The sequence below is a fragment of the Aeromicrobium duanguangcaii genome (assembly GCF_024508295.1).
In the GTDB taxonomy this organism is placed as follows: domain Bacteria; phylum Actinomycetota; class Actinomycetes; order Propionibacteriales; family Nocardioidaceae; genus Aeromicrobium; species Aeromicrobium duanguangcaii.
This window is the reverse complement of sequence record NZ_CP101990.1, coordinates 225,270-244,919: the sequence shown is the minus strand read 5'-3', so window position 1 is coordinate 244,919 and position 19,650 is coordinate 225,270. Positions and strand designations below refer to the sequence as shown.

Genomic DNA, 19,650 nt, shown 5'->3' with positions numbered 1-19,650 from the left:
CGTACGACTGTCGAACAGAGAGTTGAGCCGCAGATGAGCCACTACGCCGTCGAGATCGACCCGACCAACCTGAACACGAGCCACGGGCAGGTCATCGACCTGCTCGGCGACGCGCACCGGGTCCTGGACGTGGGCTGCTGGGCCGGCGACCTGGGCCGGCTGCTGATCGAGCGTGGGTGCCGCGTCAGCGGGTTCGAGCTCGATCCCACTGCGGCTGCGATCGCCGCGGAGCACCTGGAGTCGGTCGTCGTCGGCGACCTCGACTCGGCTCCGCTCAGCGGGCACTTCGAGGCCGGATCGTTCGACGCGATCATCTTCGCCGACGTGCTCGAGCACATCATGGATCCGGTGGGCGTCCTGGCTGACAGCGTGCGCCTGCTGGCTCCCGGCGGCCGGATCGTCATCTCGATCCCGAACGTCACGCACGGGTCGCTCCGGCTCGCCCTGCTGCAGGGACGCTGGCGCACCACGGACACCGGGCTGCTCGATCGCACCCACATCCGGTTCTTCTCCCGCGACAGCCTGCTGCAGATGGTCGCCGACGCGGGGCTGGTGACCACCGAGCTCCGCGGGACCACCGCGGACCCGCTGGGGGTGGAGGTCGACGTCGATCCCGGCGACCTGCCGCCGGGCGTGCTGGCCTGGGTGCGGACCCGGCCCGACGCGTTGGTCTACCAGTTCCAGCTCGCCGTCCGTCCCGCGCGCGAGGGCGAGGTGCCCACCGAGCCCGAGCTGGTCGTCGGCAAGGACCCGCGCTGGGTGCGGCCCGGCCCCTCGGCCGAGGGATTCATGACGGCCGCCTGGCGCGCCGAACTGGTCGAGCGGGACCGCGTCATCGGCCTCGAGAGCACGGCCGAGACGGCCACCGCGGAGGCACGGCGCCTGCGGGGAGTCGAGAAGAGGCTGCGCAGTCGCGTCGCCGAGCTCGAGCAGGCGGCGCAGCAGGAGCCCGCTCCCAGCACGGTCCGCCGGACGGCAGGACGCGTCCGTCGCCGGCTGCGCCGACGCTGAGACCGACCGTCAGCGCACGTTGTTGGAGTAGCGCTCGCGGACGACCTTGCGCGAGCCCCAGCGCTGCTCGAGCCGCGAGAACTCCCACGGACGCACGGTGTTGTCGCGGCTGACGGACTCGAAGTGCCAGAGCTGGACGTCGTGCAGCCACACCGAGCGCAGGCCGGCGCGGGCGATCTTCAGGCCGAAGTCGACGTCGTTGAAGTTCATCGGGAACCGCTCGCTGAAGCCACCGACCTCCTCGAACACCTCGCGCCGGACGGCCACGCAGGCCCCGGTGAGCACCGTCACCTCGCGGTTGATCTGCAGCTCACCGCGCTCGCCGAGGGCGTCCGCGGAGGCCCGGCGGTACGGGTCGGAGAGGTGGCCGCTGCCGAAGCGGACGCCGCCGTGCTGGACGGTGCCGTCCTCGAAGAAGAGCTTGCCGCCCGTCGCCCCGACGCCCGGCTCGCGCAGGGGCGCAATGAGGTCCTCGATCACCGCGTCGCTGCGCGCGGCCATGTCGTCGTTGAGGAAGACCAGGACGTCACCGGCGGCGTAGGCGGCGCCGACGTTGCACTTGGCGCTGAAGTTGAACTTCTCGGTGAAGACGACCAGACGGATGCGCAGGCCGTGGCTCTCGCGCAGCGCGCGCAACTCCTCGAGCACCTCCTCGGGCGTGGGCGGGTCGTAGACGATCACGAACTCGAGGTCCTCGTGACGCGAGTGCTCGGCCACCGTGCGCACCGTCTCGGTCACCAGGTTGCGGCGCGTGCCCCAGATCTCCTTCGCCGTGCCGATCGTCGGGATGATGACGGAGGTGGTCGTCGTGACGTCGGGGCGTCGGTCGATCTGCAGCAGCCCGGGCGTCTTCGAGGGGGCCACCGTCGCCGCGATCCCCACGCGATCGAGATGCTCTTGCACAGCGGTGACCGCGTCGGCGTCCTCGTGGGGAGCGCCGCCGTTGCGGCGGTACAGGACCCGCCGGACGTGCTGCACGTCGCCGCCGCGCTCGGTGACCCGCAGCAGGGCATCGAGCGCGGCGGCGGAGCCGGCGTCGGGCCGGAAGCCTCCCGCCTCGACGAGCGTGCTGCGACGCAGGACGCAGAGCCATCCGACGTAGGCGTGGTGCCGCAACCGCTCGGGCGACCAGTCCGGCTTGTAGTACGCCTGACGGCCGGGGCCGTCGGCCTCGGGCTCGTCGTGATCGGTGTAGACCACGTCGAGGTCGTCGCCCGCCGCGTCGATCGTCTTGGACACGAACTCCAGCGCCCGGCGCGTCAGCGTGTCACCGAGGTCGAGCAGACCGACGAAGTCCCCCGACGCGGCAGCCAGGCCGGCGGCCAGGCCCCCGGCGAGCTCGTCGCCGTCGGACTCCAGCACGATGATCCGGGGCTCGCCCGCGGCCGCGTCACGCAGCGCGTCGCGCACCTGGCTCGACGCCGACGGGGCGAGCGCCACGACCCACTCCCAGCCGGGCAGGCTCTGCTCCGCCACGGATGCCGCCGTGACGGCGAAGGCCTCAGGGCCGGCATCCGTGACGCGCGTCAGAAGGGAGAACCTCGGCGCCGTCATGCCCTCGTCTGCGTCCACGACGCGAGCCTACTGAAGCGCCGCGGACTCACGCGACGTCAGTGGATCTCGCGCTTGAGGATCTTGCCCGTCGCCGTCATCGGCAGCTCCTCGCGGAACTCCACGATGCGCGGGTACTTGTACTGGGCGAACTGGCCCTTGGCCCACTCGCGCAGCTCGGCCTCGGTCGTGGCGTCGTCGGGGTTCTTGACGACGACGGCCTTGATCTCCTCGCCGTGGGACTCGTGCGGGATGCCGATGACCGCGACCAGCGAGACCGCCGGGTGCGTCATCAGCACCTCCTCGAGCTCGCGCGGGTACACGTTGTAGCCGCCGCGGATGATCATGTCCTTGCTGCGATCGACGATGTAGAAGTAGTCGTCGTCGTCCTTGCGGGCGAGGTCGCCGGTGCGGAACCACTCGCCCTGGATCGCCTCGGCCGTGGCCGCGGGCCGGTTGTAGTAGCCCTTCATGATGCCGTGGCCCTTGATGGCGATCTCGCCGATGGCCTCGGGGTCGTGCGGCAGATCGCTCCAGTCGTCGTTGATCAGCTTCAGCTCGACGCCCTCGACGGCCCGGCCGATCGAGCCGACGCGCACGGCCTCGCCGCGCACGCCGAACGAGGCGACCGGCGACGTCTCGGAGAGGCCGTAGCCCTCCTGGATGACGATGCCGAACTTCTCCTCGAACTGACGGTGGATGTCGGCCGGCAGGGCCGCACCGCCGGACGCCGCGACCCGCATGTTCTTGGCGATCGCCTCGACGTCGACGCCGCCGTCGGACGCCGCCAGCGCCTGCAGCAGGCCCCAGTACATCGTGGGCACGCCGGCGAAGAAGGTGATCTTCTCCTTGAGCAGCAGCGACAGCGCGGCCTCGGGCTCGAAGCGCGGCAGGTAGACGATCGTGCCGCCGTACAGGACGGCACTGTTCTGGATCACGGTCTGGCCGAAGATGTGGAACAGCGGCAGCACGGCCAGGTAGGTGTCGGGGTCGTTCTCGTCGGCGCCGAAGAGCGAGACGCCGAGCTTCGCGTTGGCCAGCAGGTTGCGGTGCATGAGCTCGGCGCCCTTGGGCTGGCCCGTGGTGCCGGACGTGTAGAGGATGACGGCGGTGTCGTCGTCCTCGCGCTCGACCGTGGTGAACTGCGGCGACTGCGCGGCCACGAGCGGCCCGTAGTACTCCGGCGGCTCCATCGGCTCGGGCGCGGCGGAGTCGAGCTTGATCAGGAAGAAGTCCTTGCAGGCCTCGACCTCGTTGAAGCCGGCCCAGGCGCGGTCGCCGATCGGCAGGTCGGGGGTGCCCTCGAACGCGAAGAAGGCCACCGCGTCGGAGTCGTCGAGGTGGTAGGCGACCTCACGCTCGGACAGCAGGACGTTGAGCGGCACGACCGTGGCGCCAGCCTTGAGGATGCCGAAGTAGACGATCGTGAAGTAGGGCAGGTTCGGGATCGACATCGCGACCTTGTCGCCCGGCTTGATTCCGCGGGCGACGAGCAGGTTCGCCACCTGGTTGGCGGCCCCATTGAGCTGCGCGTAGTTCAGGCGAGTGTCGCCGAAGACGATCGCGGTGCGCTCAGGGTACTTGGCGGTCGTGTCGTCGAGGATGGCGGCGAGGTTGGTCACGGTGCCTTCTTTCCGGGGGTGTGGCCTGCGTTACACCAGCACTGTAACGAAGGACACCACCGTATGAGGACCAAGGCCCCCGCGTCACCAGGTCAGGCCGGTGAGCCGCTCGTAGGCCTCGATGTACCGGTCGCGCGTGCGCTCGACGATCTCGTCGGGCAGCCGCGGCGGCGGCGTGTCCGAGGCACGGTCCCAGCCGGACTCCGGCGACGTCAGCCAGTCGCGGACGAACTGCTTGTCGTAGCTGGGCTGGGCCTGACCCGGCTGGTACCGGTCGGCGGGCCAGAACCGGGACGAGTCGGGCGTCAGCACCTCGTCGGCGAGCACGATCGTGCCGTCGGGACGGGCGCCGAACTCGAGCTTGGTGTCGGCCAGGATGATGCCGCGCTCACGGGCGATCTCCTCCGCGCGGCCGTAGACCGCCAGCGTGAGGTCGCGCAGCCGCTCGGCCATCGGGGCTCCGACGGTCTCGACGACCGCCTCGAAGGAGACGTTCTCGTCGTGCTCGCCCAGCTCGGCCTTCGTCGCGGGGGTGAAGATCGGCGCGTCCAGGCGCGAGCCGTCGACGAGTCCGTCGGGCAGCGGGATGCCGCACACGGCCCCCGTCTCGCGGTAGTCGGCCAGGCCCGACCCGGTCAGGTAGCCGCGGGCGACGCACTCGACGGGGAACATGTCGAGCCGCTCGACGATCAGGGCGCGGCCGGCGACCTCGGCCGGCACGTCGGTGCTGATCACGTGGTGCGGGACCAGATCGGCGAGCTGGTCGAACCACCACAGGCTCATCCGCGTGAGGATCTCGCCCTTGTCGGGGATGCCCGGCTCGAGGATGAAGTCGTAGGCACTGACCCGGTCGGACGCCACCATCAACAGGGCGTCGCCGTACGTGTACAGGTCGCGGACCTTGCCCGAGTGCAGGTGGGTGGCTCCGGGGATCTCCAGCGGCATGGGAACAGGCTAGTGGGCCCCCTCCCCGGCCGTATCCATGGCAGGCTGTGCCGGTGCCATCGACGAGGACCATGACCGCGACGCTGCTGACGGCGGCCCTCGTCGTCTACTCCGCCCAGGGGATGCTCGTTCCTGTCCTCGCCCCCGTGACCCGCGTGGTCGGCCTGGGCGAGGTCGACCTCGGCGCCGTCATGACGCTCTCGGCGGCGATGCTCGTGCTGACCGGGCCGTGGTGGGGCCGCCAGGTGGATCGGCACGGGGTCCACGCCGTGCTCGTGCGCGGTCTCGTCCTGGCCACGCTCGGCGCCGTGGGCTTCGCCGTCATGGTCCAGATCGCCGCCCACGAGGACCTGCCGCGCTGGCTCGTCCTGTCGGTCTTCGCGCTGACCCGCGGCATCCTCTACGGCCTGGGCTTCGCCGCGGTCCCGGTGGCGGGCCTGACCTACCTGGCCTCGGCCAGCCAAGGCGCGATCGCCCGGACGAAGGCCATGGGCGCCTTCGGCGCGATGCAGGGCATCTCGCTGGTCGTCGGACCGGCGCTGGGCGGACTCCTCGCGATCGGCGGCCTGCTGCTGCCCGTCCACGTGGCGCCGGTGCTCGTCTCGGCCACGCTCGTGGCCGTCTGGCTGCTGCCGCGGCCCGAGCGGCAGGAGCGCCCGCACGGCGAGCGGCTCGGCTGGCGCGACCCCCGGGTGCTGCCCTACCTGGTCGCCGGCGCGTCCCTCTTCCTCGGCCTGGCTCTCGTCGAGATCATCATGGGCTTCCTGGTCCAGGACCGGCTCGGCCTGTCGAACTCCGCCACGGCCCAGGTCGTGGCGCTGGCCGGCGTCCTGATCGGCATCGGCTTCGCCCTGACCCAGGCCTTCCTCGCGCCGCGGATCCCCGGCGGGCCGCGCGGGCTGCTGGTCGCCGGCAGCCTGGTCGCCGCCACCGGGTACGGCGGTGCGATCTTCGCGCCCAACCTCGCGACGCTGCTGCCGTCGATGGTCGTCGTCGCGGTGGGCCTCGGCCTGGCACTGCCGGGCTACAACGCGGGCGCGACGCTGGCGGTCGAGCCCTCGGAGCACGCCGCGGTCGCCGGCCAGCTCGCGGCCACCGTGGGCATGACCTATGTCGCCGGTCCGATCCTGGGCGCCGGGCTCTACGCGTTGCATCCGCTCGCGCCGATCATCGGCGCTGCGCTGCTCTCGGTCGCGGCGGCGATTCTCGCCGCAAGGCGCGTGACGCAACCGGTCTGAGGTGCCACCCTGAGTCATGGGCATCGTTCACCCGACCTCCGAGCTGACCCCGAGCAAGGCCGATCTGCTGGCGGACTGGCTGCCCCGGCAGTCCTGGTGGCCGCCCGGCGCCGAGGTGCGCCCCTTCGAGGCGAACTTCCGCCTCGACGACCCGGCCGGTGACGTGGGCATCGAGACCTTCCTGCTGCCCGTTCCCGGCGGCGTCGCGCAGGTCCCCGTGACCTACCGCTCGGCGCCCCTCGACGACGGCGTCCTCGTGGGCGAGCTCGAGCACTCGGTCCTGGGCCACCGCTGGGTCTACGACGGGCCCAGCGACCCGGTCTACGTCGCCGAGACCACTGCCGTGATCCGGCACGCGGGCACCGAGGTCGACCTCGTCGACAGCGAGGGCCACGCGCTGGCGCGCCGGCGCACGACCGCGGCGGTGCGCGGATCCGGCGACGGCACCGGCGAGCTGCACGTCGTCCGGCTGGTCCCCGGGACCGTGCCCGAGGACGTCACGGGCACGCTGAGCGCCACGTGGCTCGGCCAGCCCGAGCCCGCCGTCCTGGCCTGGCTCGGCTGACCTCCCCCTCCGAATTTTGCTCCGCATCCGACCTTTCAGAGGCTCTGAAAGGTCGGATGCGGAGCAAATCTCGGGCTAGAGGATGTCGCCGGGGCTGTAGGTGGCAGCCTCCGGGTGGCGCTTGAGCACGGCCCCGATCTGGCCGACGACGGCGGCGACCTGGGACGCCGCAGCGCCCGTGAAGGACAGCGGCTCGGCGACGAGCCGGCGCAGGTCGTCGGCGGTCAGTCCCAGGCGCTCGTCGGCGGCGAGGCGGTCGAGCAGGTCGTTCTCGGCCGTGCCCTTCTCGCGCATCTCGAGGGCGACGCCGACCGCGTGCTCCTTGATGGCCTCGTGGGCGGTCTCGCGACCGACGCCGTGACGAACGGCGGCCATCAGGACCTTGGTCGTGGCCAGGAACGGCAGGTAACGGTCCAGCTCGCGCTGGATCACGGCGGGGAAGACGCCGAACTCGTCCAGGACGGTCAGGAACGTCTCGAACAGGCCGTCGGCGGCGTAGAAGGCGTCGGGCAGCGCGACCCGGCGCACGACCGAGCACGACACGTCGCCCTCGTTCCACTGGTCGCCGGACAGCTCGCCCACCATCGAGGCGTAGCCGCGCAGCACGACCGCGAGACCGTTGACCCGCTCGCACGAGCGGGTGTTCATCTTGTGCGGCATGGCGGAGGAGCCCACCTGGCCGGGCTTGAAGCCCTCGGTGACCAGCTCGTTGCCGGCCATGAGGCGGATCGTCAGGGCCAGGCTCGACGGCGCGGCCACCAACTGCACGAGCGAGCTGACGGCGTCGAAGTCCAGCGACCGCGGGTAGACCTGACCGACGCTGGTGAAGGTGCGCTCGAACCCCAGGTGCGCCGCGACGCGCTGTTCGAGATCGGCGAGCTTGGACTCGTCGCCGCCGAGCAGGTCGAGCATGTCCTGACCCGTGCCCACCGGACCCTTGATCCCGCGCAGCGGGTAGCGGGAGATCAGCTGGTCGACGCGCTCGATCCCGACGAGCAGCTCGTCGGCGGTCGTGGCGAAACGCTTGCCCAGGGTCGTGGCCTGCGCGGCGACGTTGTGGCTGCGACCGGCCATCACGAGCTCGGCGTGCTCGGCGGCGAGGCGGCCCAGCCGTGCGAGGGCGGCGACCGCGCGGTCGCGCAGCAGCACGAGCGAGGCGCGCACCTGCAGCTGCTCGACGTTCTCGGTCAGGTCGCGCGAGGTCATGCCCTTGTGGATGTGCTCGCTGCCGGCCAGGTCCGCGAACTCCTCGATGCGGGCCTTCACGTCGTGGCGGGTGATCCGCTCGCGGGCCGCGATCGAGTCCAGGTCGACCTGGTCGACGACGGCCTCGTGGGCCTCGATCACGCCGTCCGGGGTCTCGATGCCGAGATCGCGCTGTGCCTTGAGCACGGCGATCCACAGCTGACGCTCGAGGACGATCTTGTGTTCGGGCGACCAGATCCGAGCCAGCTCGGCGGACGCGTAACGGGAGGCCAGGACGTTCGGGGTGGTCACGGGCCCCATTGTCGCAGGACCGGCGAGGACGGCGGGACGGCGTTCGACCAGCGAGCGGTCAGGCGGCCCCGTACGGATCGAGGACGACCCGCCCCTCGTCGTCGAGAACGCGGCCCTGACGCTTGACGCTGCGCACCACGGTGGCCCGGTCGGCGACCCGCCACCCCGGGACGATCGCGGCGGCCCGCAACTCGAGGTCGTAGTTCTCGTCCAGCGCGGCGAACCGCGCCACCAGGGCGAGGTTCGCCGGTCCGACGACCGCGGCGCAGCGCACGACTCGCGACTCGGCGCCGATGACGTGACCGGCGGTGAGCGGGTCGTCCGTGCAGACCTCGAGCATCACGGCGCGCCCGGCGCCTCCGGCCGAGGCCACGACGTCGCACCCCAGCCGGAGCGCACCGGAGTTGAGCACGCGCTCGAGCAGGCGCCGTGCCGTCGGCTCGGGCCTGTCGAGGCGGCGGCCGATGTCGGCCACGCTCATGCGCGGGTCCTCCATCAGGATCTGGGTGATCTTCTCGAGCGTCTCAGGGTCGGGCGGGGTCGCCGGGCCCGTCCGCGGCCGCTCCAGACCGCTCTTCTGCTCGTCGGTCAGGACGTCGAGCTGCCACTGCCCGTCCTCGCGGTGCACCTCGGCCAGGAAGAACATCCGGGTGCGGAGGATGTCGGGGTCGGATCCCACGAGCTCATCCACCATCTGGCGCATCGCGGCGATCCCGCGACCGATGACGACGATGGCCAGGTCATCGTCGCCGGCCAGCAGGTCGACGGAGTAGACCCCGCGCACCGCGGCGACCCGCTCGGCCACGCGGACCTCGGTGCCGGGACGACACCGCACCTTCAGCAGGACGCCGTCGCGGTCGGGAGCCAACTGCTCCGCGCTGGGCCGGACGACGAACCACGCCAGCCGCTCCTCGACGAGCCGGTCCCACCGTCGTGCCGCCGTGGCGGGATCGACGCCGATCGTGCGTGCGATCGCGCTCCACGGCGCCCGCGGGGCGACCTGGAGCGCGTGGACCAGGGCGAGATCGATCTCCGGGAGCTCCGGCAGGCACTGCGCCGATGCGTACATGCGTCGGACGATATCGCTCCTGCGGATCACCGCTCGCCCGCGTCCACGCAACGGCGCCGTCAGCGCGGGACGTCGCGGGCGATGTCGCTGCGGTGGTGAGCGCCGCGGATCGAGATGAGTCCGACCCCCGCGTAGGCGCGTTCGCGCGCCTCCTGAAGGTCGGCGCCGACCGCCGTGACCGACAGGACCCGGCCGCCCGCCGTCACGAGATTGCCGTCCTCGTCCATCTTCGTTCCGGCATGGATCACGTCGACGCCCTCGAGCGCGTCGGCCTCCTCGACCCCCTCGATCCGGTCGCCCGTGACGGGCGCCTCGGGGTAGCCCTCGGACGCGATGACCACCGTCACGGCGGCTCCGTCGTGCCACTGGGGCAGGCCGACCTCGGCGAGCGTCTGGGTCGCCGCGCCGTACAGCAGCGCCGCGAGCGAGGTCTTCAGCAGCGACAGCAGCGCCTGGGTCTCGGGGTCGCCGAAGCGCGCGTTGAACTCGACCACTCTGGTGCCGCGACCGGTGAGGGCCAGACCGGCGTAGAGCAGGCCCTGGAAGGGTGTGCCGCGCGCGGCCATCTCCTGGACCGTCGGCACGAGGACCCGCCGGGACACCTCGGCCACGAGACCCTCGGGCGCCCAGTCCAGCGGCGTGTAGGCGCCCATGCCGCCGGTGTTGGGGCCCTCGTCGTCGTCGAGTGCGCGCTTGAAGTCCTGGGCGGGCTGCAGCGGCAGCACCGTCGAGCCGTCGGTGATCGCGAACAGCGAGACCTCGGGGCCGTCGAGGTACTCCTCGATCACGACACGGTCGCAGGAGACGCCGTGGTCGAAGGCGACCTGACGGTCCTCGGTGACGACGACACCCTTGCCCGCGGCCAGGGCATCGTCCTTCACGACGTAGGGCGCCCCGAACGCGTCGAGCGCGTCGGCGACCTGCTCGGGCGTCTCGCACACCCGCGCGAGCGCCGTGGGGACGTCGGCCGCGGCCATGATCTGCTTGGCGAAGGCCTTCGACCCCTCGAGCTGGGCGGCCTCGGCACTCGGGCCGAAGCAGGCGATGCCGACCTCGCGGACGGCGTCGGCGACGCCGGCCACGAGCGGGGCCTCCGGGCCCACGACGACGAGGTCCGCGCCGATTCGCGAGGCGAGGTCGGCGACGGCCGCTCCGTCGAGCGGGTCGACGGGGTGCAGCGAGGCGACTTTCGCCATGCCGGGGTTGCCCGGCGCCGCGTGCACCTCGGTGACCTGGGAGTCGCGGGACAGGGCCAGGGCCAGGGCGTGCTCACGGCCGCCGGTGCCGATGACGAGAACCTTCACGCGCCGAGCCTAGCGAGGGGCGTCCGTCTCCTGTCCATCCGCGGCCGCACTCTGGCGCGCGGTCACGGCGAGAGCGCTCCACGGCTGCGGCTCGTCGACCCCGGTCAGGAAGGACCCCCACGTCAGCGGGACGTCCTGCGGGAGGCTCAGCTCGTCGAACGCGCGGCTCCAGCCGCCCAGCAGGCGGGCGTCGTACCGGCCCGACGCCAGCAGGAAGGACGTGATGGCCGAGATGGTGGCGCGACGGCCGTCGTCCGCGTCGCGCAAGAGCTCGGCCAGGTCGGCGCCGAAGGCCTCCGCGTCGAACTCGGGCCACGAGACCGCCGCGTACAGGCCGTCGCGGAGCAGGTCGGGCAGGCGGTCCCAGCCGGCCACGTCCTCGCGGGACGGCTCCGACACCGTGGTGGCCAGCACCATCACGACGCCCCGTGCCCCCACCCCGGCGAAGAACTCGGCCATGACCTCGGGGCGTGTGCGCTGGCGCTCCAGGACGCGCAGGACCCGCGTCAGCTCGGCGGAGTCCTGACGGCTCGGCTGCTCGGTCGCGAGCGATTCGGTCATCGGCGGCTCGTCCCTTTCGTCCCGCTGCGGTGCGTCCGGGGACGCGTGGAGGTCGGTCATGCGTCGTCAGTCCCAGAAGCTGATGGTGTCCCAGGCCTTCGAGGCCGTCTCACTGATCTCGTCCCAGTGGTCGACCACCTCGGCGCCGGCCCACACCAGGCCGCTGCCGACGGCCAGGGCGCCGGTGAAGGGGTTCGGCGCGACGAGGAAAGCCGTCGTCGAGGCGCTGAAGGCCGTCTCGGCCACGTCGGCGACGTACCCGGCTCCCTCGCGCTCGAAGGCGTCGATCGGGTTGCCCTGCTGGACGAGGTTCGCCACGCCGGCGCCCGTGCTGACGACACCACCGACGATGCCCAGGCCGCGCAGGGCGCCCAGGCCGCTGGTCCGGAAGCTCGACGGGCTGCCCCATCCCGCGTTGCGCAGGGGTGACCCGGGCGTGTTCACCCACTTCGGCGGCTTGAGCAGGCTGGTGGGCGGCGCCAGGTGGCGTGGACCGTTCAGCATCCAGCGCGCCCAGTCGCCGGCCCGCCCGGACTGCTGCGCGAGCTTCGTGAGCATCGCGCGTCCCACGAGACCGGTCTGGAAGACCGGCGCGACGCCGCGCGACATCTTCGTCATCTTGCCCAGCGCCGTGGCCAGGGAGATCAGGGGGAAGTCGTCGTCGTTGCCGAAGATGTTGCCGAACTCGGCGCCCAGGTACTCGCCGAGCATGTCGTTGAGCTGCTCCTGGATGCCGGCGAGCGACATCGACACCCTGCCCTCGCCCGACGAGTCCAGCAGCACCGCCACGTCGGCCAGTCCGTAGAGCATCGTGGCCTGCTCCTCGAGCCACGTCGCCTTGTTCTCGATGCCGTCGAGGCTGGGCAGCGCGACGGGACTGGCGCTGCGCGCCGACGCCGCGTTGGTGCGGATCTTCTGGGCGAGCTCCTCGGCGCGCGTGGCGGCGGCGGTGAGCAGTTCGTAGTCGAGTTCGACGGTCATGGGGGACGTGCGTTCCTCTCCCGAGCGGAGGACGGTGGGATGGGCGGAGCGGGTCAGTCGTCGGACGCGGCGGTGCGGCCCGTGACGACGTCGCCGAGCGCCGCGAGGACGGCCTCCAGGTCGAGCGGCACGAGCGTGACGTCGACCGGCTCGGCGCCCTCGCGCGGCGGGTGGTCGACCCGGTACCAGCCCTGGCTGCCCGCGTCGACGATCGTGACGCCTGCGTCGATGCCGCGCTGCGCCCAGTTGCCGTTGGCGCGCCACGCCAGCCGCCAGTTCTCGATGATCGCGTCGAGGGCCGCGTCGCCGGTGGGCTCGACACCGCGCGCCGAGACGGCGTCGTCGAGCACGGTCGTGTCGGTGGTGACGACCTGGCGGTCGCCGGCGACCTCGCGATGGAAGATCCCCAGCCACTGACGCAGCTGGTCGCGCAGCAGGCCGAACTCGGTGGCCGTCACGACGACCGCTCCCTCGGCATCCGGGGCACTGGTGGTGGCGCGCCCGTCCGGCAGCCAGCCGATGAACATCGGCGACAGGGTCGATCCGTCGAAGCGCTCGACGACCACGGACCGCGCCGGAGCCACGGCGACCTCGACCAGGCCGGCGGCCGTGGGGTTGAGGCCGGCAGACCCGACGAGTCCTGCCTGACGCAGCCGGGCGGGCACGTCGCCAGGCGCGGTCGTGCCGGCGTGCACCTGCGCGAGCAGCAGCAGATCGTCGTAGCCGACCGTCAGTTGCAGGAAGGTCTCGTCGAGGTGAGGCACAGCAGCTCCAGTCTTGGCGGTGTCGTCGTTCACGGGGGTCACCACGGGGTGACCTTGTCCCAGGCCTTCGAGGCCTTCTTGCTGATGGCGGACGTCTTCTCGGTGATGTCGTCCCAATTGTCCACGACCTCGGCGCCGGCCCAGACCAGTCCGCTGCCCACGGCGGCTGCGCCGGTGGCGGGGTTGGGCGCGATCAGGAAGGCCGTGGACGAGGCACTGAACGCGGTCTCGGCGACGTCGGCGACATACCCGGCGCCCCCGCGCTTGAACGCCTTGTCGGGGCGGCCCTGCTGGTAGAGGTTGACGCCGCCGTTGACCGTGGCGAGGCCACCGCCGAGGACTCCTGCGCCCCGCATCAACGCGAGGCCGCCGCGGGGCACCCCCTTGGCCAGCGGGTCGGCCCAACCGCCCGTGGGAAGCGGGATCTTTCCGCCGACGCGCGCCGGAGGCGCGAGCAGGGACTTCGGCAGGCCCTGGTGCCTGCCGCCGCCACTGACCATGAAGTCGGCGATGCGGGAGCTGAACGGCCCGCCGTTCCTCATCTGCTGCAGCAGTCGCTGGCCGACGAAGCCGGTCTGGAAGACCGGGGCGACCCCTTGGCTGATCCCCCGCAGGTTGTACAGACCCATCCCGACCTCGATCCACGGGAAGTCGGTGTTGTCGCCGAGGCCGTAGTTGCTGTTGAACTTCGCCGTGAGGTACGAGCCCAGGACCTCCTCGAGGACGGCGCCGACCTCTTCGAGCGGCAGGTCGACCTGTCCGGACTCGTCGAGCAGGAGGGCCGTGTCGGCCAGGCCGGTCAGGACCTTGACCTGTTCCTCGAGCCAGTCGGCCTTCTTCTCGATGCCGTCGAGGCTGGGCAGGTGGACCGGGCTCGCCTGCCGTGCCGCGGCGGCGTTCGTGCGGATCCGGGACGCCAGCGCCTCGGCGCGCGTGGCGGCCAGGGTGAGCTTCTCGTGATCGAGTTCGACGGTCATCGGTGCGTCTCCCTCATCGCGAACCAGAACGCCACGTGCTCGGGGCGGGTGCCTCGGGCCACCCGCGGCGGAACGACCCCGAAACGACCCGGCAGCGAGAAGTGCCAGGTGACGTCGTCCCACGGGGCTCCCCACCGCCGCGTGGACACCAGGGTCCCGGAGTCGGCCCTCAACGTCAGGAACACGGGCAACGCGCGCAGGGTGAGGCGCATCCCCGGCAGGACGAAGGACGGGTCACCGCTGACCTGCCGCACGGCGCGGCGGAAGAAGATCCCGAGCGGACTCTTCGGCGCGTTCGTGACGACGGCCACCTGCTGACCATCGAGCTCGACCGGAACCCCCTCGCGGAAGGGGACGGGCATGGGGTGCTTGCGCCGTACGTCGGCCGGGCGGCGGTCCGTCAGGTCCAGCACGACCCTCGACTCGCCCACGGTCGCCTCGACCGAGTTCACCCGGACCACCACGTGCACCGGTCCCCACCAGCTCCGGCTGAATCGGCTCCACTCGTACCGGACTCTGTCGCTCAACGTCGTCTCCCCCGGGCGCTCATCGGCAGGTCTCCCCGTCGCGAGCCACCGAGGGGCGTGACCCCCGAGCCACCCGCGATGGGACCACACCCTAGCGATACTCCGACAGTCGGCGCAGGCGAAGCGGTCGCGGGGAGCAGCGCTGGCACGTCAGACCGCGAGGGCCTCCTTGACCGCGAGCCACAGGGCGATGTGCTCGGGCCGGGCCTCGCGGGCCACCTTCGGGGGGACGAGGTCGTGCTCGCGCACGATCGACCACTCGGTCACGGCCATGTTCAGCGGCGAGGCCCACCGCCGGGAGGCGACGAGGCTCCCCGCGCCGCTGCGCAGGGTCAGCATGAGCGGGAGCGCGCGATGGGTGAACGCCAGGCCCGGCAGCACGAACCGGTCGTCACCGGTCACCGCGAGCTGCTGCCGTCGCGCCAGACCGGTGCGACCGCCGGACGAGGTCGTGACGGTCGCGACCTGCTCACCGTTCCACGTGACGGGAACGCCGTCGGCGAAGACGCTGCGGTACGGGGCGGCCTGCCGCTCGGCGGCGGGACGACGGTCGGTCAGATCGATGCCGACGACGACGTCGCCGAGCTGGACCTCGATCGCGTTCCGGCGCCTCACCAGGTGGGCGGGCCCCCACCGGGACCACCGGTGGGCACGCCACTCGTACTGGACGTCCTTCACATCGTCTTCCCCCATGACGGCGCCGGACCTCAGAGCAGGTCGTGCAGGACGATCGTCTGCTCGCGGTCCGGGCCGACACCGACGGTGCTGATCCGGGCGCCGCTGATCGCCTCGACGGCCCGGACGTACGCCTGGGCGTTGGCCGGCAGGTCCGAGAACTCACGGGCGCCGCTGATGTCCTCGGTCCAGCCCGGGAAGTACTCGTAGATCGGCTTCGCGTGGTGGAAGCCGGTCTGGGTCATCGGCATCTCGTCGACCCGCTCGCCGTCGACGTCGTAGGCGACGCAGACCGGGATCCGGTCCCAGCCCGTCAGGACGTCGAGCTTGGTCAGGACGAAGTCGGTGACGCCGTTGATCCGGGCCGCGTACCGGGCGACCGGCGCGTCGTACCAGCCGCAGCGCCGCGGGCGGCCGGTCGTGGTGCCGAACTCGCCGCCGTTGATGCGCAGGCGCTCGCCGTCCTCGTCGAAGAGCTCGGTCGGGAACGGGCCCTCACCGACGCGCGTGGCGTAGGCCTTGACGATGCCGATGACGCGCGTGACGCGCGTGGGCGGGATGCCGGAGCCGGTGCAGGCGCCGCCGGTGGTGGCCGACGAGCTGGTCACGAACGGGTAGGTGCCGTGGTCGACGTCGAGCAGCGTGGCCTGGCCGGCCTCCAGCAGGACGGTCTTGTCGGCCTTGAGCGCCTGCTCCAGCACCAGCGTCGTGTCCGCGACCATCGGGCGGAGCCGGTCGACGTGGCTGAGCAGCGACTCGACGATCTCGTCGACGTCGACCGCGCGGCGGTTGTAGATCTTGGTGAGGATCTGGTTCTTGAGGTCGAGGGCGCCCTCGACCTTGGCGCGCAGGATCTTCTCGTCGAACAGGTCCTGGATGCGGATGCCCAGCCGGTTCATCTTGTCGGCGTAGGTCGGGCCGATGCCGCGGCCGGTGGTGCCGATCTTGCGGCTGCCCAGGAAGCGCTCGTTGACCTTGTCCAAGGTGCGGTTGTAGTCGGCGATCACGTGCGCGTTGGCGCTGACCAGCAGCCGCGAGGTGTCGATGCCCCGCGCGTTCAGCCCGTCGATCTCCTGGAACAGGACGTCGAGGTCGATCACGACGCCGTTGCCGATGACGGGGACGCAGCCGGGCGAGAGGATGCCGCTGGGCAGCAGGTGCAGCGCGTACTTCTCGTCGCCGATGACCACCGTGTGGCCGGCGTTGTTGCCGCCGTTGAACTTCACGACGTAGTCGACGCGACTGCCCAAGAGGTCGGTCGCCTTGCCCTTGCCCTCGTCACCCCACTGAGCTCCGACGATCACGACTGCGGGCATGCGTTGCCACTCCTCCACCAGACGGAAAGCCCCGCAATGGGGGCTCTTGCGCACCAATCCTACCGAGGATGCAGCACGCGGGGGGTGGCTGTGGGGCCACGGGAGCGTTCCGCGCCCGAATATCGGGCATCTGCACCACTTTCACCCGAGTGATCGACGTCACGCCGAAGTGCAGTAGCCTGCGTGCCACACATCATGTAACTGTGAGTTGCATCCCCCCGGCACCATCCGGCGGCCAAAGGAGAGCCCATGCATCCCCACCGTCTGACACTCGTCCCCCCGGGCGATGTCCACCTGTGGGTGCCGCGGTCCTCGACCATGCGCGCCTTCGCGACGACCGCGCCCGATCCCCGCCCCGTCACCCCCGACCAGGAGCGCCGCCTCCAGGTCGCGAGCGTGCCGCGCCGGCCCGAGGACGAGGTCAACCCGTGGATCGGCATGCGCGCCACGCTGCACGGCGCCGACTTCGTCTCCTTCGCCGGCACGCTGCGCCGGTTCTGCGCCCGCCACGAGAGCCTGCGCTGCATGTTCGTGCGCCGCGACGACGACACCTTCGAGCGTCGCATCGTCGAGCCCGAGCTGATCGGCTTCCAGCCGCGCCACCTCGGCCACTACGCCGACCGCGGCGAGGCCTTCGACGTGATCATGGCCGAGCTGGACGACCGGACCGGCCCGCTGTCGTGGCCGGCCGCCACGGTTTTGACCGTCACCGAGGAGAACGGCGACATCACGGTCTTCGCCGCCTTCGACCACGTGACCTTCGACGGCTACAGCGCCTACCTGACGATCGGCGAGCTGAAGCAGCACCTCGAGGCCGAGCTGAACCATGCCCCGCTGCCCGCGCCCGTCGGCAGCTACGTCGACTTCGCGGTCGAGCAGCGCGCCGTCCAAGGCTCGATCACCGCCGAGAGCCCTGCCCTCGAGCCGTGGCGGCGAGCCGCCGACGCGACCGGCAACCTGCCCGGGCTGCCCCGCGCCACCGGCGTGCGCCGCGGCGACGAGCTGCGCCACCGGCTGCGGTTCCCCACCTTCGCCGGGCCCAAGCTCAGCGAGGCCTTCCGGCTGTGGTGCGACCAGCAGCGCGCGCCCCAGCCGCTGGCGTACACCGCGGTGCTGCTGCGCGCGATGGTCGCCGAGGAGGACGACGACCGGATCACGGTCCTGATGTCCACGCACAACCGCAACCGCCCCGAATGGCACAAGGCGATCGGCTGGTTCTCCGGGGTCGTTCCGATCACCGTCGACCTCGGTCCCGAGCTGCCCCTGACCGAGGCCATCGCGCGCTGCGCCAAGGCGTGGATGTTCGGCAAGACCGCCGAGACCGTCCCCCTCCCCCTGGCCAACCGGCTCCTGGGCACCTCGATGCGTCCGGCCACCGTCCTGTCGTTCATGGACTCGCGCCACGTCCCGGGCCGCGAGGATTGGGAGGAGATGGACTCGACCGTCTTCCTCGGCGAGGTCGAGCCCAGCGACGAGATGCACATCTACATCAACGCCATGCCCTACGGCACCGAGCTGGCTCACCGCGCGCCCGACACCCCGCCGTGCACCGAGTGGCTCGACCGCGTGATGGGCCGCATGCGCGACCAGATGGTCGCGGTGACGCGCCAGGTGAACGACCCCATGGAGGCACTGGCATGAGGATGGCTCGGATCGAGGAGCTCGAGACGATCGACGGCGAGGTCTTCCTGCTGCGTCCGTCCGAGGAGTCCCGAGCCGCCCTGGCCGAGGCGCCGGCCAACGGCCAGCGACCGTCCTACATGCAGGACCAGCACGTCCGTCTTCGCCGCGCGATGGAACGGGTGGGCTCGGCCGACGCCAACTGGCTCGGCCTGTGCTTCGACGTGCCCGGCACGCTCGACGTCGACGCCCTCGAGCGCGCCGTCACCCGGTGGCTGCGCCGCCACGAGGTCATGTGGGGCACCTTCCGCGACGACCCGAGCAACCCCGACGGCGAGATGACGCGTCACGCGATCGACCCGGAGGACCTGAGCGTCTCGGTGACGCCGCTCGGGGCCCACACGGGCGACGGGGTCAACCAGGTTATCCTCAAGCACTTCACCGACGCCGTCGATCCGATCGACAACTTCGGCTACGCGATCGCCGGGGTGTCCGGCGCCGATCGCTCGACGATCTTCTGCGGCCTCGACCACTGCTACGGCGACGGGTTCAGTGTCCTGCTGGCGTACATGGAGCTGTCCCAGCTCTACGCCGCCGAGACCGGACGCCCGCACACCGAGCTGCCGCCGACCCTGGGCTACATGACGTACGCCCAGCAGGAGCTCGCCGACGCCCAGCAGTACGACATCGAGCACCCGGCCATGCAGTTCTGGGCCGACTACGCGATGGACGGCGCCGGCGAGAAGGACGGCTTCCCGATGGACCTGGGGATCGCCGAGGGCGAGCGGTTCTGGCTCGTGCCGATGGACTACGACATCCTCACCGGCGAGGAGTGCGAGCGGCTCGAGGAGATCGCCACGCAGGAGGGCGCCACGTTCCCCTCGGTCATCTATGCGTCCTTCGCGATGGCCGCGCGCGACCTGGTCGGCAAGAGCGCCTATCGCTTCCTCAACCCCGTCGCGACCCGCAACACCCCCGAGACCCTGACGACGATGGGCTGGATGGTCAACGTCCTGCCGATCCACATCCCGGTCGCCCCCGGCGACGGCCTGTTCGAGATCGCCCGCGGCGTGCGCCAGAAGTTCCGCGACGCCCGCGTGTGCGAGCCCGTCCCCGCCCTGCGCGTCGTGGAGGTCATCCGCGAGGTCTTCGGCTTCTCCCCCGACGACACGAGCCGCCCCGCGATCGTGTCCTACCTGGACGGCCGGATGATCCCCGGTCAGGAGAAGTGGGCGGCCGACCGCTTCTACGGCACGACCGGTCAGGGCTACGACGACAACGTCAACGTGTGGATCAACCGCACGCCCACCGATCTGTACGTCATGTGCAGCGTTCCGCAGACGCCGACGGCGATCGAGAACGTGGATCGGTTCTTCACGCACGCCTCGAACATCCTGCGCCAGACACTGAACCGGTAGCGTCGAGCC

General features: G+C 71.4%; 18 protein-coding genes. 5 read left to right on the top strand and 13 right to left on the bottom strand.

What is annotated here, in order from left to right; genetic code table 11:
* Positions 1-33 precede the first annotated feature (33 nt).
* On the top strand, positions 34-1,011 hold the full coding sequence (locus tag NP095_RS01225) for a class I SAM-dependent methyltransferase (RefSeq protein ID WP_232418005.1): 978 nt from the start codon (positions 34-36) through the stop codon (positions 1,009-1,011).
* Between the two features lie 9 nt (positions 1,012-1,020).
* Here the strand turns inward: NP095_RS01225 and NP095_RS01220 are convergent, their stop codons facing one another.
* The 3 genes from NP095_RS01220 to NP095_RS01210 all read right to left on the bottom strand — a co-directional run bounded on the left by NP095_RS01220 (position 1,021) and on the right by NP095_RS01210 (position 5,129).
* Positions 1,021-2,583, bottom strand: a complete 1,563-nt coding sequence (locus NP095_RS01220) for a glycosyltransferase family 2 protein (RefSeq protein WP_232418006.1) — start codon at positions 2,581-2,583, stop codon at positions 1,021-1,023.
* Between the two features lie 38 nt (positions 2,584-2,621).
* Entirely contained in the window at positions 2,622-4,184 is a 1,563-nt protein-coding gene (locus NP095_RS01215; protein ID WP_232418008.1) for a long-chain-fatty-acid--CoA ligase, read from the bottom strand.
* An 84-nt stretch (positions 4,185-4,268) separates the two neighbouring features.
* Complete coding sequence (locus tag NP095_RS01210; RefSeq protein WP_232418014.1) at positions 4,269-5,129, bottom strand: phosphoribosylaminoimidazolesuccinocarboxamide synthase; 861 nt, start codon at positions 5,127-5,129, stop codon at positions 4,269-4,271.
* Positions 5,130-5,200: 71 nt separating this feature from the next.
* Between NP095_RS01210 and NP095_RS01205 the strand changes: the two genes are divergently transcribed.
* Positions 5,201-6,367 carry an MFS transporter gene (locus tag NP095_RS01205; RefSeq protein ID WP_232418015.1) on the top strand — a complete coding sequence of 389 codons (1,167 nt, stop codon included), beginning with the start codon at positions 5,201-5,203 and terminating at the stop codon, positions 6,365-6,367.
* A 16-nt stretch (positions 6,368-6,383) separates the two neighbouring features.
* Positions 6,384-6,932, top strand: a complete 549-nt coding sequence (locus tag NP095_RS01200) for a maltokinase N-terminal cap-like domain-containing protein (protein ID WP_232418017.1) — start codon at positions 6,384-6,386, stop codon at positions 6,930-6,932.
* Between the two features lie 75 nt (positions 6,933-7,007).
* On the opposite strand, the gene purB is transcribed toward NP095_RS01200, so the two are convergent.
* The 10 genes from purB to NP095_RS01150 all read right to left on the bottom strand — a co-directional run bounded on the left by purB (position 7,008) and on the right by NP095_RS01150 (position 16,603).
* The gene (purB, locus tag NP095_RS01195; RefSeq protein ID WP_232418018.1) at positions 7,008-8,438 is read right to left on the bottom strand and encodes an adenylosuccinate lyase; all 1,431 of its coding nucleotides are present in this window, start codon (positions 8,436-8,438) and stop codon (positions 7,008-7,010) included.
* 49 nt (positions 8,439-8,487) lie between these two features.
* Entirely contained in the window at positions 8,488-9,498 is a 1,011-nt protein-coding gene (locus NP095_RS01190) for an AsnC family transcriptional regulator (RefSeq protein ID WP_232418021.1), read from the bottom strand.
* Positions 9,499-9,557: 59 nt separating this feature from the next.
* The gene (purD, locus tag NP095_RS01185; RefSeq protein ID WP_232418023.1) at positions 9,558-10,802 is read right to left on the bottom strand and encodes a phosphoribosylamine--glycine ligase; all 1,245 of its coding nucleotides are present in this window, start codon (positions 10,800-10,802) and stop codon (positions 9,558-9,560) included.
* 9 nt (positions 10,803-10,811) lie between these two features.
* Positions 10,812-11,363 carry a hypothetical protein gene (locus NP095_RS01180; protein ID WP_232418025.1) on the bottom strand — a complete coding sequence of 184 codons (552 nt, stop codon included), beginning with the start codon at positions 11,361-11,363 and terminating at the stop codon, positions 10,812-10,814.
* A 66-nt stretch (positions 11,364-11,429) separates the two neighbouring features.
* Positions 11,430-12,344 carry a hypothetical protein gene (locus tag NP095_RS01175; protein WP_232418027.1) on the bottom strand — a complete coding sequence of 305 codons (915 nt, stop codon included), beginning with the start codon at positions 12,342-12,344 and terminating at the stop codon, positions 11,430-11,432.
* Positions 12,345-12,397: 53 nt separating this feature from the next.
* Positions 12,398-13,153, bottom strand: coding sequence for a hypothetical protein (locus tag NP095_RS01170; RefSeq protein ID WP_232418029.1), 756 nt, complete (start codon positions 13,151-13,153; stop codon positions 12,398-12,400).
* Complete coding sequence (locus NP095_RS01165) at positions 13,147-14,085, bottom strand: hypothetical protein (protein ID WP_232418031.1); 939 nt, start codon at positions 14,083-14,085, stop codon at positions 13,147-13,149. Before NP095_RS01165 ends, NP095_RS01170 begins: the two co-directional genes overlap by 7 nt.
* On the bottom strand, positions 14,082-14,612 hold the full coding sequence (locus NP095_RS01160) for a hypothetical protein (RefSeq protein ID WP_232418033.1): 531 nt from the start codon (positions 14,610-14,612) through the stop codon (positions 14,082-14,084). Before NP095_RS01160 ends, NP095_RS01165 begins: the two co-directional genes overlap by 4 nt.
* A gap of 150 nt (positions 14,613-14,762) precedes the next feature.
* Positions 14,763-15,290 carry a hypothetical protein gene (locus NP095_RS01155; RefSeq protein ID WP_232418035.1) on the bottom strand — a complete coding sequence of 176 codons (528 nt, stop codon included), beginning with the start codon at positions 15,288-15,290 and terminating at the stop codon, positions 14,763-14,765.
* 29 nt (positions 15,291-15,319) lie between these two features.
* Positions 15,320-16,603, bottom strand: coding sequence for an adenylosuccinate synthase (locus NP095_RS01150; protein ID WP_255668938.1), 1,284 nt, complete (start codon positions 16,601-16,603; stop codon positions 15,320-15,322).
* A 249-nt stretch (positions 16,604-16,852) separates the two neighbouring features.
* Here NP095_RS01150 and NP095_RS01145 point away from each other — a divergent pair, with 249 nt between their 5' ends.
* Together NP095_RS01145 and NP095_RS01140 are read left to right on the top strand one after the other, a co-directional pair.
* Entirely contained in the window at positions 16,853-18,244 is a 1,392-nt protein-coding gene (locus NP095_RS01145) for a condensation domain-containing protein (RefSeq protein ID WP_232418039.1), read from the top strand.
* Positions 18,241-19,641, top strand: a complete 1,401-nt coding sequence (locus NP095_RS01140; RefSeq protein ID WP_232418041.1) for a condensation domain-containing protein — start codon at positions 18,241-18,243, stop codon at positions 19,639-19,641. Before NP095_RS01145 ends, NP095_RS01140 begins: the two co-directional genes overlap by 4 nt.
* Positions 19,642-19,650: the final 9 nt, after the last annotated feature.

Excerpts from the sequence above, each read along its gene's own strand:
- NP095_RS01225 (WP_232418005.1), top strand. The coding sequence starts at position 34 with ATGAGCCACTACGCCGTCGAGATCGACCCGACCAACCTGAACACGAGC.
- NP095_RS01210 (WP_232418014.1), bottom strand. The coding sequence starts at position 5,129 with ATGCCGCTGGAGATCCCCGGAGCCACCCACCTGCACTCGGGCAAGGTC.
- NP095_RS01205 (WP_232418015.1), top strand. The coding sequence starts at position 5,201 with ATGACCGCGACGCTGCTGACGGCGGCCCTCGTCGTCTACTCCGCCCAG.
- NP095_RS01200 (WP_232418017.1), top strand. The coding sequence starts at position 6,384 with ATGGGCATCGTTCACCCGACCTCCGAGCTGACCCCGAGCAAGGCCGAT.
- purB (WP_232418018.1), bottom strand. The coding sequence starts at position 8,438 with ATGGGGCCCGTGACCACCCCGAACGTCCTGGCCTCCCGTTACGCGTCC.
- NP095_RS01190 (WP_232418021.1), bottom strand. The coding sequence starts at position 9,498 with ATGTACGCATCGGCGCAGTGCCTGCCGGAGCTCCCGGAGATCGATCTC.
- NP095_RS01180 (WP_232418025.1), bottom strand. The coding sequence starts at position 11,363 with ATGACCGAATCGCTCGCGACCGAGCAGCCGAGCCGTCAGGACTCCGCC.
- NP095_RS01175 (WP_232418027.1), bottom strand. The coding sequence starts at position 12,344 with ATGACCGTCGAACTCGACTACGAACTGCTCACCGCCGCCGCCACGCGC.
- NP095_RS01165 (WP_232418031.1), bottom strand. The coding sequence starts at position 14,085 with ATGACCGTCGAACTCGATCACGAGAAGCTCACCCTGGCCGCCACGCGC.
- NP095_RS01150 (WP_255668938.1), bottom strand. The coding sequence starts at position 16,603 with ATGCCCGCAGTCGTGATCGTCGGAGCTCAGTGGGGTGACGAGGGCAAG.
- NP095_RS01145 (WP_232418039.1), top strand. The coding sequence starts at position 16,853 with ATGCATCCCCACCGTCTGACACTCGTCCCCCCGGGCGATGTCCACCTG.
- NP095_RS01140 (WP_232418041.1), top strand. The coding sequence starts at position 18,241 with ATGAGGATGGCTCGGATCGAGGAGCTCGAGACGATCGACGGCGAGGTC.